Here is a 15999-nt window from a genome sequence, read left to right as displayed (position 1 = left end):
AGGAACGACGGACATGGGTTTCCGTAATATCTCCGCATGGTCGATCCGGAATCCGGTTCCGCCCATCGTCCTGTTCATCGCGCTGACCATCGCGGGCTTCGTCAGCTTCGCGCGGATGGATGTGAACAACGATCCCGACATCGATTTCCCGATCGCGATCGTCGTCATCAACCAGCCGGGCGCCGCGCCGACCGAGCTCGAGACGCAGATTACCCAGCGCGTCGAATCGGCGGTGCGCGCATTGCAGGGCATCGACCAGATCGAATCGAACGTGACCGAGGGCAGCTCGGTCACCGTCGTCCAGCTCGACATCGGCACGCCGATCGACCGCGCGGTGCAGGACGTGCGCGAAGCGGTGAACCAGATCCGCAGCGACCTGCCCGACGGCATCCTCGAGCCACAGGTCTATCGCGCCAACACCACCGACAACGATATCGCCAGCTTCACCGCGATCGCCACCGACATGACGATCGAGGACCTGTCCTGGTATGTCGACAATGCGGTGTCGAAGGAACTGCTTTCGGTGTCCGGCCTCACCGCGGTGGAGCGGATCGGTGGCGTCAGCCGCGAGATTCGCGTGATCCTAGACCCCGCCAAGGTCCAGTCCTACGGCATCACCGCGACGCAGGTGAACCAGCAGCTGCGTCAGGTGAACCTGAATGCAGCGGGCGGCCGCGCCGAAATCTCGGGCACCGAACAGTCGGTGCGCGTGCTTGGCAACGCCGCCAATGCCTATCAGCTCGGCCAGACGCAGATCGCGATCGGCGGCGGACGCACCGTGCGCCTCGCCGACCTTGCCGAGGTCCGCGACGAATATGCGGAAATCCGCAACTCGGCCGAATGGAACGGCCAGCAGGTGCTCGCCTTCGACATCAAGCGCGGCAAGGGCGCGTCCGACGTCGCGGTGTTCGCCGAGGCGCAGGAGAAGCTGAAGTCGCTTCAGGAGCGCAATCCCAAGGTCAAGTTCGAGGTGTTGTTCAACAACACCAAATACGCGAAGGACCAGTATGAATCGGCACTGTGGGCGCTGATCGAGGGTGCGGCGCTCGCCGTCGTGGTCGTGTTCCTGTTCCTGCGCGACTGGCGCGCCACGCTGATCTCGGCGCTGGCGATCCCGCTGTCGGCGATCCCGACCTTCTTCTTCATGGAATTGCTCGGCTTCAACCTCAACCAGATGACGCTGCTCGCGCTCAGCCTGGTCGCGGGCGTGCTGGTCGACGACGCGATCGTGGAGATCGAGAATATCGTCCGGCACATGCGCATGGGCAAGAGCGCCTATCAGGCGTCGATCGACGCGGCCGACGAAATCGGCGTGGCGGTGGTCGCGACCACCATGTCGATCGTCGCGGTGTTCCTGCCCGTCGGCATGATGCCGGGCATTTCGGGGCAGTTCTTCAAGAATTTCGGCCTCACCGTCGTCGCCGCGGTGCTGATGAGCCTTGCCGTCGCGCGTCTGCTCACCCCGATGATCGCCGCCTATTTCCTCAAGGCGAAGGGCCACGCCACCCATGGCGAGGGGTGGATGATGGACCAGTATATGAAGGTGCTGAACTGGACGCTGCGCCATCGCTGGTCGGCGGTGGTCGGCGGCCTCGCCTCGTTCGGGCTGACGATCTGGTGCTTCACCGCACTGCCGATGACCTTCCAGCCCGACCAGGACCAGGATTCGGTCACCGCGACGATCGAGATGGTCCCCGGAACGACGCTCGAACAAACCAAGGCTGTGGTCGATCGCGTCCGCAATCTGCTCGCCAAGCAAGAGGGCGTCGAAAACACCTATTCCCGAGCCTTCGTCGGCAACGGCCGCGTGACCGCGATGCTGGCAGAGGAGCGTCCGTTCAAGAGCAACGAGTTCGAGCGGCGGCTGACGCCGGAGCTGTCCAAGATTCCCGACGCGCGCGTATCCTTCCGCAACCAACAGGGTTGGGGCGGTTCGGGCCGTGCGCTGACGATCACGCTGGGCGGCGAGGATCCCGCGCTGCTGCAGCGGACCGCGCAGAAGATCGTGGAGGAGATGGAGGGGCTGAAGACGCTCGTCGCCCCGCGCATCACCGGCGACCTGCAGCGTCCCGAGATCGTCATTCGCCCGCGCATGGATCTTGCCGCCGACATGGGGGTCACCACCGCCGCACTGTCGAACGCGATCCGCATCGCCACGCTCGGCGACATCGACCAGAACAGCGCCCGCTTCTCGCTCTCGGATCGCCAGATCCCGATCCGCGTGGCGCTGGACCAGGATGCGCGCGCGCGCCTGTCGACGATCCAGAACCTTCCGGTCCAGACGCAGACCGGCGGCTCGGTGCCGCTGAGCCTCGTCGCCGAGATCGGCTTCGGTGCAGGTCCGACCCGGATCGACCGGATCAACAAGCAGCGTCGCATCATGATCGGCGCGGACCTGTCGCCCGGCGTGGTCAGCGGCGACGCGATGAAGCAGATCGATGCGCTTCCCGCGATGAAGAATCTGCCGCTCGGCGTCGGCAAGCTGACCGTCGGCCAGGCAAAGTGGCAGGCGGAGATGATCCAGAACTTCATCGTCGCGGTGGTCGCGGGCATCTTCCTCGTCTTCGCGGTGCTGGTGCTGCTGTACCGCCGCTTCATGTCGCCGCTGGTGAACATGGGGTCGTTGCTGCTCGCACCGCTGGGCGGTCTGCTCGCACTGATGGTCGCGGGCCAGCCGATCTCGATGCCGGTGTTCATCGGCCTGCTGATGCTGCTCGGCATCGTCGCGAAGAACTCGATCCTGCTGATCGACTTTGCACTCGAGGAAATGGAGAAGGGCGTCGACAAGCTCACCGCCATCGCCGATGCCGGGCACAAGCGCGCCCAGCCGATCGTCATGACCACGGTCGCGATGGTTGCGGGCATGGTACCGACCGCCCTGTCCCTGTCAGGCGACTCCTCGTGGCGCGCGCCGATGGGCATCACGGTGATCGGCGGCCTGATCCTGTCGACGATCCTGACGCTGGTGATCGTTCCGGCGAGCTTCAGCCTGGCGATCGGGGTCGAGCAATGGCTCGGGCCGCGACTGCGCCGGCGTCTGCTGACCTACACTCCCGGCGACGAACACGGGCCGCAGGGCCAGGTGATCGAACATCAGCCGGGCGGGCGCATCGGCCATCGCGGAAGCGAGGGTCCGGAACCTGCCGAGTGAACCAAAAGGAGGCACGCGGATTGTTACGGGTATGAACCCGTCGATCCGCGTGCTTTCGCGTCCAGTGATTCGTGACCGTGAACCCGTTCCGCCTGCGCTCAGGCGGATGCGCATCGTCGCCACCGGCCTGCTGGTGTTCATGGCGATCGTCTATTTCGTCGCGCGCGGCTACGAGCCCGATTACACCGTCGCCGGTTTCGTCCGCGCCTTTGCCGAGGCCGCGATGGTCGGCGGCCTGGCTGACTGGTTCGCGGTCACCGCGCTGTTCCGCCACCCGCTCGGCCTGCCGATCCCGCACACCGCGATCATCCCGCGCAACAAGGAGCGGATCGCAACCTCGCTCGCCAATTTCCTGCGCGACAATTTCCTCATCCCGCGTGTCGTCGCACGACGCATGCGCGGCATCGACGTGGCGGGTGCGGCGGGCAAATGGCTTGCGCAGCCGCCGGAGAGCAGTGGCCGCCTGCGCCGCGGCGCGTCGCGCATGGCGGCAAGCCTGCTCGAATCGCTCGACAAGGATCAGCTGGGCGGGCTGATCAAGGGTGCCGTCGCCAACCGGCTGCGCCAGACCGATATCGCCCCGCTGCTCGGCCAGGCGCTGGGTGCCGCGATCGCCGAGGGGCGGCATCTGCCGCTGATGGACTCGATGCTGCGCTGGCTGGCCAAGATCATCGACCAGAACGAAGCGCTGATCCGCAAGATGGTGCATGAGCGGGCCGGCGCCATCATGCGCTGGACCGGGCTCGACGAAACGCTGGCCAATGCGATCATCGACGGGCTTTACAAGCTGGTGTCGGACGTCGCCGAGGATCCCGGCCATCCGCTGCGCGCCAAGGTCGAGGAAGGGCTGGAAAAGCTCGCCTTCGACCTGCAGTTCGACATTCCGACGCGGCTCAAGGTCGAGGAGTTCAAGGCCGAGATGCTCGACAATCCCGCGCTCGCCCGCTGGATCGAGGGGATGTGGGACCAGGCCCGCGCCGCGCTGCTGCGCGTCGCGCGCGATCCCGATGCAGCGCTGACCGGCAAGCTGGGGGAGGCGCTGCGCCAGCTCGGCCAGACGCTGCAGAGCGATCCGCGCCTCAGCCACATGATCAACCGCTTCGTCCGTCGTGCCGCAGTCGGCACGGCAGCCGATTATGGCGACGGCATCGTGCGGCTGGTGTCGGACACCGTACGCGGCTGGGATGCGCGGACGATCACCGGGCGGCTGGAGAATGCGGTAGGCAAGGACCTGCAATATATCCGCATCAACGGGACTTTGGTCGGCGGCATGGTCGGGCTGACGCTGCACACGCTGCATACCGTTCTGTGATCGCCGCGCTGGCATGAGCGCTTGAGCGTCCGAAGGCTTTGAGGATGGCGATGTTCGGCGTTTCCAACCAAAGGCGATATGCGCTCGCGCTTCCGCCGGTCGTGATCGTCTTCGTGCTGCTGATCATGCAGGTGTGGTCCGACGAGGGCGGGCTCGAACTGGTGGTCGGAAGCGCGGCGTGGCTGTACGGGGGGTCGGTCGTGGTCTGGACGGTATGCACGGCACTGGCCATCCGGCGGATGAGATGGGGATGGTTGCTCCTGCTTACCGCCCCGGTCGTCTTCGGTCCCGCACTCCTCTACGGCTTGCTGCTCGCGGTATGCGCGAGCGGTAATTGCCTCTGAGCGTTGCCGCGCATCAGCGCTCCCAGTCGAGCACCGGCCATCCCTTGATCGCCGCGAGACGCCGAAGCGGGCCGTGCGCATTGACCGCGAACGGCTCGTCCGCCCATTCGAGCACAGGTGCGTCGGAGACATGGTCGCTGTAGAAGCGTACGCGGATGTCATCCCGCGCGATCCCCTCGCGCGCCATCCACGCTTCGATCAGCCGCAGCTTGGCGGGGCCATAGCAATTCTCGCCCTCCAGCCGCGCCAGTATATTGCCGTCGCCATCGCGCCGCGCGGCGGTCGCGATGACGCTGGCGATGTTCAGCCGCGCCGCGATCGCGCCGGCATAATAGCCCTGGCTGGCGGTGGCGAGCACCGGCTCCCATCCGGCGGCACGATCGGCCTCCACCCGCGCGCGGGCGTCGGCGAACACATTGGTCGCGGCGACATCCTCGGCAAAGGTTTCCGCTACGGCCGCCAGATCGGACGCGGAAATCGTGCGGCCGATCATCAGTCGCTGGGTAATTTCCTTGAGCCGGGCGCGGTCGATCGCCTTGGCGAGATAGGCCAGGCTCGCGAACCCCGCGAGCGGCAGCAGCGCCAGCCGCCACGGTGCCCGCGCCTGGGCGGCATGGATCAGGAACGGCGTCCACGTCGCCCGACGCGTGATCGTCTTGTCCATGTCGTAGATTGCGAGCTGCCGCATCAGCGCCTTGTTTCCTGTCCAGAATCGGGTTGGATGGGAAGTACCTGTAATCACGGGCGCTTGCCGATCCAGTCCGAATGAACCAAGGATGACGCCGATGAGCGCGCCAGCCGATTTCCAGCATGACACGGACGATGGCGGAACGCTGCGCTTCAGCGGCAATCTGTCGCTGCGCGCGATCGGCGACCTAGCCGACCGGCTGCGGACCGTCGACGGGCCGGTGCGGACGCTCGACATGCATGGCATCGAGCGACTCGACACGGTCGGTGCCTGGCTGGTCCACCGGTTCGCGCGAGACCATGATGCGCAGGTCGTCGGGCTTGACCGTAATCAGCAGATATTGTTCGACCATGTCGCAGAGGCAGATCACCCGATCGCCACGCCAGCACGCCCGCTTGGCGCGTTCGCGCAGCTGCTCGCCGAAGTCGGCGAGGCGGTGGTGCAGGCGTTCCAAACGCTGTACGGCCTGCTCGGCTTCATGGGCGCGACGGCGGTCGCGGCCGGGCGCATGATCGCCAACCCGCGCCGCTTTCGCTATCACGCGACGGTGCACCGGTTCGAAGTGGTGGGCGTCTCCGCGCTCGGAATCGTCGGCCTGATGAGCTTTCTGATCGGCATCGTCATCGCTCAGCAGGGCGCGGTGCAGCTGCGCCAGTTCGGTGCGGAGGTGTTCACGATCAATCTGGTCGGTCGCATCACGCTGCGCGAACTCGGCATCCTGATGACCGCGATCATGGTCGCCGGCCGATCGGGCTCGGCCTTCGCCGCGCAGCTCGGCACGATGAAGCTGACCGAGGAAATCGACGCGATGCGCACCATCGGCGTGAGCCCGATGGAGGCACTGGTGCTGCCGCGCGTTGTCGCCGCGGTGCTGATGCTGCCCCTGCTCGGCTTCTACGCCTCGCTGATCGCGATGATCGGCGGCGGGTTGCTGTGCTGGATCGCGCTCGACATTCCGCCGATCACCTTCGTCCAGCGCATCCGCGAAGTTGTACCGATCACCGACCTCTATGTCGGCCTGGTCAAGGCGCCGGTGTTCGGCGCGATCATCGCGATCGCCGGCTGCTATCAGGGAATGCAGGTCGAGGCGGACGCCGAGCAAGTCGGCACCCGCACCACCACCGCGGTCGTGCAGGCGATCTTCCTCGTCATCGTGCTCGATGCCTTCTTCGCGGTATTCTTCACCGAAGTGGGGTGGAACTGATGACCGCTCCGACCTTCGACGACGGCGAAGCGGTGATCCGCGTCCGCAACCTGCGCAACAGTTTCGGCGAGCAGGTGGTCCACGACGACCTCGACCTCGACGTGCGCCGCGGCGAGATTCTGGGCGTGGTCGGCGGGTCCGGCACGGGCAAGTCGGTACTGATGCGCTCGATCATCGGACTTCAGCCGCCAGATCAGGGCGAAGTACACGTCTTTGGCGAGCCGGTGCTCGGTGCGACCGACGATCAGGCGTTCGAGATTCGTCGCCGCTGGGGCGTGCTGTTCCAAGGCGGTGCGCTGTTCTCGACGCTTACCGTGTCGGAGAATGTCCAGGTTCCGCTCAAGGAATTCTATCCCCAGCTCGACCAGGGGCTGCTCGACGAGATCGCGGCCTACAAGGTGGTGATGACCGGGTTGCCGCCCGAGGCCGGGCCCAAATATCCCGCCGAACTGTCGGGCGGCATGAAGAAGCGCGCGGGCCTGGCGCGAAGCCTCGCGCTCGATCCCGAACTGCTGTTCCTCGACGAGCCGACCGCCGGGCTGGACCCGATCGGCGCGGCGGCGTTCGATGAACTCACCCGCTCGCTCCAGCAGACGCTGGGGCTGACGGTCTTCCTCATCACCCATGATCTCGATACGCTCTACGCGATCTGCGATCGGGTCGCGGTGCTCGCCGACAAGCGGGTGATCGCAGTCGGGACGATCGACGAACTTCTCGCGCTGGATCACCCGTGGATTCAGGAATATTTCAATGGCCCGCGCGGCCGCGCGGCGGTGTCCAGCGCGGAACGAGCGGCTGCCAGAGGGGCTTAAGGCATGGAAACCCGGTCAAATCATGTGCTGGTCGGCGCGGTCGTGCTGATCCTGCTTGCCGTGCTGGCGCTGTTCACCGTGTGGCTCGCGCGGGTCAGCACGACGAACGAGAAGGAGTATGACATCTTCTTCAAACAGGCGGTGGACGGGCTGAACAAGGGCTCGCAGGTCGCTTTCTCCGGCGTTCCCGCCGGGCAGGTGAAGGAGATCGGCCTGTTCAAGCCCGACCCCAGCCTGGTGCGCGTGCGCATCGCGGTGAACAGCGACGTGCCGATCCTGCAAGGCACCACCGCGACGATCCAGGGCGTGGGCTTTACCGGGGTCAGCCAGATCCAGCTCGACGGCGCGGTTAAGGGCGCGTCACCGATCGCTTGTCCGGAGACCAATCCGCGCGCCGTGTGTCCGCTCGGCGTCCCGGTGATCCCGACGAAGCAGGGCGGCCTCGGCGCATTGCTCAACTCGGCGCCGCGGCTGCTCGAGCGGCTGTCGACGCTCACCGAGCGGCTCACCGAATTGCTGTCGGACCGCAATCAGGCATCGATCAGCGGCATCCTCGCAAATACGGAGCGGCTGACCGGCGAACTCGCCAAAGGTGCGCCGGACATGCGCGCAGCCATTGCCGAACTGCGCAACACGGTGAAGCAGGCCGGCTATGCCGCCGAGAAGATCGGCGACCTGTCCGCTTCGACCGATCGCGTGCTGAACGATCAGGTGTCGCCAGCGATGAAGGACCTGCGCGGTGCCATCGCGTCGGCCGACCGCAGCATGAAGGCGCTCGAGCGGACGCTCGGCAAGGCCGATTCGGGTATCGATACGGTTTCGACGCGGACGATTCCCGAGATCAATCAGCTGATCCAGGATCTCCGCCAGATGACCTCCGCACTCGCGTCTGTTGCGGAGAAGATCGATCGCGAAGGGGCCGGCTCGATCATCGGATCGCCCAAGCTGCCCGATTACGAACCCAGGAAGAAGTGAGCCCGATGATGCGAACCCGCCTCCTCATCCCCGCGCTGCTCGCGCTGCCGCTCGCCGGCTGCATCAGCTTCGGGTCGAAGCCGCCCCCTTCCCTGCTCACGCTCGAGTCGGACGCGACCGTTGCGGTGGGGGAAACGACCAGTTCGGCCAGCGCCCGCTCGATCACGATCGCAGTCCCGGGCGTGCCGCAGGAGCTGGCGGTTACCCGCATCCCCGTGCGCAGTGGCGACACCAGCGTCGCCTATCTCAAGGATGCGCAATGGGTCGAAACGCCCAACCGCATGTTTGCCCGGATGCTGTCCGACACGATCACGGCGCGGACGGGCCGCATCGTGCTTGCGACGCGCGCTTCGCTTGTCGATCGCGGTGCGCGGCTGGGCGGCGACCTGCGCCAGTTCGGGGTCGACGCCAATGCCAGCGCGGCGGTCGTCGTCTATGACGCGACGCTGATCCGCGACCGAACCGACTCCGCCGAAGGCGCGCGCCCGGCGACGGCCCTTGAAAAGCGCCGGTTCGAAGCGCGGGTGCCGTTGAGCCAAATCACCCCCGCGGCGGCTGGTCTCGCGCTCAATCAGGCGGCGAACCAGGTGGCGGGCGAGGTGTCCGACTGGGTCGGGCGTTGAGCCCGATCAGGGTGCGCGGCGCACCGGCGGCATAACGTTGCAGATATCCGCCCCGCCCGCGGGGAGGTTGAAGAAGGGCGGCTGGCGGTTCTCGCGTGCCTTGATCCAGGCGGCGAAGCGGACATTGTCGGCGGCGCGATACTGGAAGCGCGGGCGCTCGCCCTCGGGCAGCTCGCTGGCCAGCCGGCCTCGGACGAACTGGACGTGCTGGCGCTTCTCCTTATAGAGACCCAACCCGCCTTCGGTGCCGCGCGGTAGCGACGAGAAATGCTCGATCCCTTCCAGCACGCGCCCGACGATCGCGATGTTGCGATCGAGGTGGCGCGGCCCATGGCCGATCACCGCGTACAGATCGCCGCCGCTCCCCGTACTCGGCGCAACGTCGCGCGCAACCCCGACCATGGCGTAGCAATGCGGGATCCACGCGACCTTGCCGTTGGTCGCCAGCGGCCAGCCATCGGCGCTGTGCCCGGTCGCCATCGAATAGGGATCGGTGCGCGTCAGCCGGGTGACGGCGTCGAACCTCCGCCAGTCATATTCTGCGGGCGGCTGCGGGGTGACCCCGTCGGGCAAGGGCTTTTTCTCGGTCGGATCGCCCCATTGTACGACGTAATTGTCATGAACACGATAGACGCTCGCCGCGTCCCACCATCCCGCCGCGGCAAGCCTGCGGATATTGGCGACATGGACGGGCGCATAACGCGGTGCGAGGCGGATCACGACCTCCCGGTCGTTCGCCAGCGTCATCACCAGCAATTCGTCGGCAGGGATGTCGCGCCAGTCGGCCTCGATCGGATCGGACGGAAGCGGGGCTGGCGCAGCAGCCTGCAAAGCGAGCGCGAGGAACGAGGTCAGCATGTGCGCCAAGCTGTCATGCATGGCCCGCTTGCGCAACGCGCTTGCGAAGCGGCGGCCAAGTCTCTACGCAGCGCGCTTCCAGCGATTGCGGAGCGGTGGCCGAGTGGTCGAAGGCGCTCGCCTGGAAAGTGAGTATACGGCAAAACCGTATCGAGGGTTCGAATCCCTCCCGCTCCGCCACTTGCGCCCCTTTTGGGGCTCGCCAAAACCCTCTAAAGTGCTATAAAAGCACACGAAATCCGGCACTCTCCGTTTCACCGGATTTCACTCAATCCTACCACTTCCCACCACAATGTGGTGGGTAAAATGGTGGGTATTTTGAGAGCGAGGGTTATGGGAAAGCTCACCGCGCTTAAGGTTCGCTCACTGTCCGAGCCGGGGCGATATGCCGATGGCGATGGCCTTTTTCTCGATGTGACCGGCAAGGCGGCCGGCAGATGGGTTCTTCGGGTTCAGTCAAATGGGCGACGAAGAGAAATCGGCTTGGGGTCGCTGAAGAACGTCTCGTTGGCGGACGCACGCGATTCAGCCTTCGTGATGCGCAAGAAGATCGCGCAGGGAATCGACCCGGTCGCAGAGCGAAAGCAAGAACGGCAGACTGTCCCGACCTTCCGTGATGCGGCCAAACTCGTGCACGAGGAGCACGAAAAGGCTTGGAAGAATGGCAAGCACCAGAACCAGTGGCTTGCGACCCTGACCACCTACGCTTTCCCCAAGATCGGCGATCTCCCGGTGGACAAGATCGAGGGTCCCGCGATTCGGGAGGTTCTGATTCCGATCTGGCTTTCCAAGCCGGAGACGGCGAGGCGGGTACGTCAGCGCATCGGCACGGTTCTCGATTGGGCTTGCGCTAAGGGTTTTCGCACCACCGAAGCGCCGATGCGATCGCTGTCCAAGGGGCTACCTCGTCAGCCCAAGAAAGATGGCCATTTCGCCGCCATGCCCTATGCGGACGTCCCGGACTTCCTTGAAAAGCTTGGCGAACGCGAGTCGGTTGGGCGGCTTGCGTTGAAAGCGCTCATTCTCACCGCTGCGCGATCGGGTGAGATTCGCGGCGCGCTCTGGTCGGAACTGGATTTGCATGCCGGCCTATGGACGATTCCCGCCGCGCGCATGAAGATGGGGCGGCCTCACATCGTTCCGCTGTCGGCTGAAGCGGTTGCCGTGTTCGAACGGGCGAAGAAGTACAAGGCGGGTGTCGGAGACCTTGTTTTTCCTGGCCAGAACGTAAAGAAGCCGCTCTCGGACATGACCCTGCTCAAAATTCTCCGGGATGGAGAGCTAACCGTGACGGTGCACGGCTTTCGCTCTGCGTTCCGTGATTGGGTTGCGGAGCAGACCGACTATTCCGGTGAAGTGGCGGAGGCCGCACTCGCGCATACGGTCTCGAACAAGGTCGAGGCGGCCTACCGCCGGACCGACTTCCTGGACAAGCGCCGACTTCTTATGCGCGAATGGGCAGCCTTCTGTCAAAGCACGCCCGCTCCATCGAATGAAAGGCAAGTAGAGGAGGCAAGCGCCGAGCCTACGCCGCACTAAACGATGGCTCTCGTCCGGGATCAGCAGGCGGCTCGGACGCAGCGTCCGATCCCGTGCTCTTCTTGCGTCGCCGAATAAGGGGCAGCCATGTGCGGCCGTCGAAGGTGCCGTCCGACCACATGAACGTCATCGTCTGACTTGGCGCGTTGTAAGGGAAGAACAGGAGCATCCCCCTATTTCCGTAGCCGAGTTTCCGCTGTTCGAACTTGCTTTCGTCCCAATCCGTCTCCCGCGATCGGAGCAGGGCATCGCCGATTTCCGCTGCTTTTGCGAGGAAGCTCTCGGTGTGTTCGGCAACGTGGCTGCCCTTCAACACCTGCTCTGCGAAGGGAAGATGCTCTTCCGTGACGTGGATGTGCACCTTGACATTGAGCCCTGCGGCCGCGGCTGCGTCTAACACGGCCTTGCGCCCGTCCTCCCAACCACCGGTAAAGACGAACGCGATGTCGCGGTTACGCAGATATTCGCGGACGGGCTCGAGCACCAATGTGCGCTGCTCGTTCAGCTCGGGTTTCTGCGCTTCAGGCAACCCAAATGCGGATCCGATGATGTTGGACCACTGGTTGCCTGTCCCGCAGAAGTCGTCGACGATAATTATTGGATCGGATCGACCTTCACGCGCAGCTTCTTCGGGCGAGCCGTAAAATCTGAGCCCAGGACCGGCGTCCGCAGTAAAATACTGAACAATTTGCGAGCTGTCGTTACCCTTGTCGAGCGAAATCACCGACGCCGTTGCAAATTCCTTGTGATCCTCGATGAACGACCGGACTGCGTTAACGACGTCGTTGCGACCTACGAGTTTGGCCTTGGAAAGAAGTTCAAGCGCGCAGTCGATATGCTCGTCTTGGTCGAACTGATCGAGCCATGCATAGGTTCGATCCTTGAGCGTGGAAGCTCCGAACGCATTGTCGGCAAGATTTCCTACCTCGGCGACAGTCTCTTGGACCGCGCCGAACCGATCCACGAATGCGGTCACCGCCTTTTCTACGTCATTCATCCGCAGCCGCTCTTGCCGAGGCCGGATGAGCGGGGGCTTGTTGCCGTAAAAGCCCGCCGTACGCAGTTCGAGTTTCGTCTTCCGAAGCGTATCTTGCGAATGCTTGGTCTCCTCGAGCATCCATTCGGGGACGGCGATTCCGTATGTCTCCGCGATGACCGTCTCGGTTGCGAGGAGAGCCGCCTTCGCCAAGTCCTTCGGCGCCAGAACGTATCCCTTCGCCGAGGCGGACACGAACGAGCTGCTCCAAGCTTCCTTGTGGATGCCAATCTTCTCGAACGTCTTCGGTTCACCGCCGGTTGGGAAGATCCATGCGTGGCGCAGCTCCTTTTGAGAAGGCGGCTCGAGCTTTCGCAAAACGATGAGCTTGTCGGCGTTCCTGTACCGGAACGAATCCTCCGGCTCGCCACAAGCTTTCAGAATTTCGCGCGTGCGCTCGATGATATTCGCATGGAGGGTGGCCGCCTTTGCGGCGTTGTCGATCGACTTGATGATTTGGTCGAACTTATCGGAGATCGGGTCTTCTTCGCCGTTGGGCTGGCCGGGAAAGAAGGCGAAAGCGCGAACGAAGAGCTCGCGTTCACGCAGGCGACGCAGCAGATCGACGGCTACTTCGAGTGCGCGCTGTCTCTCCGCGTCCTGGACATCTTGCTCTTCCAGTCCGAGCTGGGCGAGCAGGGTAGAACGGCTCGCCAGCACCAACTGATCGTCGAGCACGTCGTAGACGAAGCTGACGACCTTCTCGGATCCAACAAGGAGGTAGAGCTGGTCGATGAGTGATTTGACCATCGCCTCCAGTGCCGCGACCTTCGGATGCCGGTAGAGCTTCGAATACAGCATCATCCGCCCGAGAAGGAGTTCGTCGACGACGGAGATTCCGCTCCAGGGAAAGCCGAACAGGAACACCTCGCGCGTCCCTTGGGGCACATGCTTGCCGATAACTTCCGGTAACTGAGACTCTTCCCGCCGTTGGACGGTTAGTTTCTGGACAAGCCGCGACATGTCGATGATCGCGGGAATGCCGGCTGCGCGCGGGTCTCGGACCATGTAGTCCAGCTTGTCGGCGTCATAGGGTCCGGAGACCAGCTCGTGCAGGAGTGGAATGCGTTCGGAGACGTGCTGCCCGAGGATTATCTTGGCGACCCTATCCGCGAACTGTGCCGGGTTGTTCTTCCATGCATTCGCGTTTCCGCCAGCGTGGGGATTCGAAGCGCCTACAGCTTCCAGGAGTTGTTTGAAGGGTTCGGATCGGACGATGTTGGCCGCGACAAGCTCGCTGACAGACACGTTCTCGCCCAGCCCCTTCCGCTCGCGCTGCACTTCCAAGAGCATCGTAGCATCGATGCGCAGCGCATACTCGGATACGTGCGAGAGAACGGGATGTCCGATGTCGTGCATCAGTGCGGCGACGCGTAGGGCTTGGGCGTCATCGGCGTCGATGACTGTGACCCCGTATTTCGCGGCGCCCGCTCGGTTCACCGCGGCGATCAGTTGCTGTGTCTGATAGAGGACACCGAGACTGTGCTCGAACCTTGAGTGGTCGGCGCCGGGATAGACCCAATGGGCGACTCCCAGCTGTCGAAGGTGCCTGAGGCGTTGAAGCAGTGGGCTGTCGAGGATCGCGACCTCGAGCGCCTTGATTGGGATGGTGCCCCACAATGAGTCGTGCACCTGCTTGGCTTCCAGATGACTGGAGCCGACCAAGCGCATGCGCGCTACATAGGGAGCGAGGTATCGGGCGCAGATTTCATCAGCGATGCGCCCGAGAACCTTTGACACCCTCAGCCTTCGATCGAGGCCAGGTGCTTTTCCGCGAGCTGAACAAGCACATCGCGTGGAACCGCGTTGTCATCGAGCACAGAATCGGGGGTGTTCAGCCCCTTGAACTTCATGTCCATGCGAACAAACCGCGGATTGCTCAGCGCGACCGAGCGGGTGTCCCGGATGTCGAGGATCGCGTCGCGGAGACACGTGCTGTCGCCGTACGTCGAATCGGCAGAGATAACGAAGTCGGGTACGAGGCCCAGTTTTTCGGCATTGTCCAGCAAGTCATCGTAAGCCTTGGCGAACTGCCGATCGATTGCAGGATCGTCCAAATTCAATGCCTTCTGGCCGTTCTTGTACATCGCCGCCATCAACCCGTCGACGAACTGCGTGGCGCTGACGATCTGCATGTCTGACCTCTGGTTGCCGGAATTCGCTCTTTCTGACGCGGCCCCGGCTTGCTGTCACTCACATTCGAGCCCGATGCGACGGATCGCAGCCTGCACTTGAATGCTTTCCCAAGCCCTAATGCAAGAACCCGCGGTGGCGCCGTGGTGTTCCAGAGCCACCGCGCATCAAAATTGATTGAGTTTTGCTCAAAAGTCAATAGTTGCCCGCTTGGAGGATGAACGTGCCGGCACCCAAGAAAATGCTAAATGCCTTCTCACCGACCGAAGCGGCGCGGATAACCGGCCTGTCCGTCCACATGCTCAACTATCTCGCACGGCATACCTATCTGAAGCCGGCTTACGGCTCTGCGGGGCGTGGCTCGGTTCGCTACTATTCGTACCGCGATTTGATCATTGCGCGTATTATTGCCAGGCTGCTGGCCGCAGGTCTGGAGATCAGTCGGCTGAAGAAAGGTATCGCGAGCTTGGTGAGGGATCCGAACCTCTCCACTGGCGATGCCCAGAAGGACCTTCGCCTGCTCGCAACGGACGGAAGCGCGCTCTTTTTCGTGGAGCGCGACGGAGGCCTCCGGGATCTAACGAAGGATGGGCAGCTTGCGTTCGCCTTCGTATTGGATGTGGGCATCGCACGGGACGAGGTCGTGGCACAGATGTCCGACGAGGAACTGCGCTATTTCAATTTGGAAAAGCGAAGGCTCCAAAAGGCCGCCTAGCCTCGGATCTCGCGGTCGAGCGGCGTTCCCCCGTCATCTAGGCGGCGGACTATCATCGGCCGAGTAAAACATCGGATTCTTTAGCCAGGCGTCGATCGCTGATTCACGCCAGCCAGCGCAGCGGGTGCTGATCTGGACGTTCTTCGGGAACGTGCCGGCTTGCATCTTCCGGTACATCGTCGACCGGCTGAGACCAGTGCGCTGGAGGACGGTCTTGATCCGGAGAATGCTGTCGGGGGTATCGGTCTGCATTGCTATCACCTTGCATCTAGTGCGGCTCAGTGGTGCTCCCTTGGCTAAAGCTGAGCGTGGTGAGGGTCGGGCACAAGTGCCTCTCTAGTGTCAGGAAGGGACCAGAGTACGTCAGCGCGCACAAACGTAGATTAGCGTAGGTCGTTGGAATCGCGGCGATCATGTCAGGGCGTCTCACGCTCCGCGTGAACGCGCTCTACGCCGCGAATCGCGGCGCCGAGTCGTCTTCGCGTCTCGGCCCATTCGGGTGACGATCGCATGACGTGAAACGGCGATGCCGATCAGCGGAACGCGATGTTTGATGGGCGTTCTCTGGCGGTCTGCTGCGCAGCCGCCAGGGTCCGCGGCGCCTCTTGT

At 63.8% G+C, this 15999-nt stretch carries 14 protein-coding genes and 1 tRNA gene; 10 read left to right on the top strand and 5 right to left on the bottom strand.

Going from position 1 to position 15999, the window contains the following annotated elements; genetic code table 11:
- The first annotated feature begins 13 nt into the window (after positions 1 to 13).
- The 3 genes from ABS767_RS05870 to ABS767_RS05860 all read left to right on the top strand — a co-directional run bounded on the left by ABS767_RS05870 (position 14) and on the right by ABS767_RS05860 (position 4807).
- Positions 14 to 3151 carry an efflux RND transporter permease subunit gene (locus tag ABS767_RS05870; RefSeq protein ID WP_408077420.1) on the top strand — a complete coding sequence of 1046 codons (3138 nt, stop codon included), beginning with the start codon at positions 14 to 16 and terminating at the stop codon, positions 3149 to 3151.
- A 106-nt stretch (positions 3152 to 3257) separates the two neighbouring features.
- The gene (locus ABS767_RS05865; protein ID WP_408077419.1) at positions 3258 to 4463 is read left to right on the top strand and encodes a DUF445 domain-containing protein; all 1206 of its coding nucleotides are present in this window, start codon (positions 3258 to 3260) and stop codon (positions 4461 to 4463) included.
- Between the two features lie 44 nt (positions 4464 to 4507).
- Complete coding sequence (locus ABS767_RS05860) at positions 4508 to 4807, top strand: hypothetical protein (protein ID WP_408077418.1); 300 nt, start codon at positions 4508 to 4510, stop codon at positions 4805 to 4807.
- A 13-nt stretch (positions 4808 to 4820) separates the two neighbouring features.
- On the opposite strand, the gene ABS767_RS05855 is transcribed toward ABS767_RS05860, so the two are convergent.
- A complete protein-coding gene (locus tag ABS767_RS05855; protein ID WP_408077417.1) occupies positions 4821 to 5495 on the bottom strand; it encodes an HAD family hydrolase in 675 nt (224 codons plus the stop codon).
- 97 nt (positions 5496 to 5592) lie between these two features.
- Here ABS767_RS05855 and ABS767_RS05850 point away from each other — a divergent pair, with 97 nt between their 5' ends.
- The 4 genes from ABS767_RS05850 to ABS767_RS05835 are packed head-to-tail and all read left to right on the top strand — an operon-like array spanning position 5593 to position 9109.
- The gene (locus ABS767_RS05850; protein WP_408077416.1) at positions 5593 to 6699 is read left to right on the top strand and encodes an ABC transporter permease; all 1107 of its coding nucleotides are present in this window, start codon (positions 5593 to 5595) and stop codon (positions 6697 to 6699) included.
- On the top strand, positions 6699 to 7511 hold the full coding sequence (locus ABS767_RS05845) for an ABC transporter ATP-binding protein (RefSeq protein WP_408077415.1): 813 nt from the start codon (positions 6699 to 6701) through the stop codon (positions 7509 to 7511). The genes ABS767_RS05850 and ABS767_RS05845 overlap by 1 nt, the downstream gene beginning before the upstream one ends.
- Before the next feature lie 3 nt (positions 7512 to 7514).
- On the top strand, positions 7515 to 8486 hold the full coding sequence (locus ABS767_RS05840) for an MlaD family protein (RefSeq protein ID WP_408077414.1): 972 nt from the start codon (positions 7515 to 7517) through the stop codon (positions 8484 to 8486).
- 8 nt (positions 8487 to 8494) lie between these two features.
- Positions 8495 to 9109 carry an ABC-type transport auxiliary lipoprotein family protein gene (locus ABS767_RS05835; protein ID WP_408077413.1) on the top strand — a complete coding sequence of 205 codons (615 nt, stop codon included), beginning with the start codon at positions 8495 to 8497 and terminating at the stop codon, positions 9107 to 9109.
- 6 nt (positions 9110 to 9115) lie between these two features.
- On the opposite strand, the gene ABS767_RS05830 is transcribed toward ABS767_RS05835, so the two are convergent.
- Positions 9116 to 9988, bottom strand: a complete 873-nt coding sequence (locus ABS767_RS05830; RefSeq protein ID WP_408077412.1) for a peptidylprolyl isomerase — start codon at positions 9986 to 9988, stop codon at positions 9116 to 9118.
- 68 nt (positions 9989 to 10056) lie between these two features.
- Here ABS767_RS05830 and ABS767_RS05825 point away from each other — a divergent pair.
- Positions 10057 to 10147 (top strand) — tRNA-Ser (locus ABS767_RS05825).
- A 126-nt stretch (positions 10148 to 10273) separates the two neighbouring features.
- The gene (locus ABS767_RS05820) at positions 10274 to 11506 is read left to right on the top strand and encodes a tyrosine-type recombinase/integrase (protein WP_408078659.1); all 1233 of its coding nucleotides are present in this window, start codon (positions 10274 to 10276) and stop codon (positions 11504 to 11506) included.
- Here the strand turns inward: ABS767_RS05820 and ABS767_RS05815 are convergent.
- Positions 11493 to 14282 carry a phosphoribosyltransferase-like protein gene (locus ABS767_RS05815; RefSeq protein ID WP_408077411.1) on the bottom strand — a complete coding sequence of 930 codons (2790 nt, stop codon included), beginning with the start codon at positions 14280 to 14282 and terminating at the stop codon, positions 11493 to 11495. The two genes, ABS767_RS05820 and ABS767_RS05815, sit on opposite strands and share 14 nt — an antisense overlap.
- 2 nt (positions 14283 to 14284) lie before the next feature.
- On the bottom strand, positions 14285 to 14677 hold the full coding sequence (locus ABS767_RS05810; RefSeq protein ID WP_408077410.1) for a P-loop NTPase family protein: 393 nt from the start codon (positions 14675 to 14677) through the stop codon (positions 14285 to 14287).
- 215 nt (positions 14678 to 14892) lie between these two features.
- Here ABS767_RS05810 and ABS767_RS05805 point away from each other — a divergent pair, with 215 nt between their 5' ends.
- Entirely contained in the window at positions 14893 to 15390 is a 498-nt protein-coding gene (locus ABS767_RS05805; RefSeq protein WP_408077409.1) for a helix-turn-helix domain-containing protein, read from the top strand.
- A 33-nt stretch (positions 15391 to 15423) separates the two neighbouring features.
- Here ABS767_RS05805 and ABS767_RS05800 read toward each other — a convergent pair whose 3' ends face one another.
- On the bottom strand, positions 15424 to 15642 hold the full coding sequence (locus ABS767_RS05800; RefSeq protein ID WP_408077408.1) for a helix-turn-helix transcriptional regulator: 219 nt from the start codon (positions 15640 to 15642) through the stop codon (positions 15424 to 15426).
- Between the last annotated feature and the right edge of the window lie 357 nt (positions 15643 to 15999).

This window comes from Sphingomonas plantiphila (assembly GCF_046000505.1).
Classification (GTDB): Bacteria; Pseudomonadota; Alphaproteobacteria; order Sphingomonadales; family Sphingomonadaceae; genus Sphingomonas; species Sphingomonas plantiphila.
The sequence above is the reverse complement of the archived record's forward strand: the minus strand, read 5'-3'. Positions and strand labels throughout refer to the sequence as shown.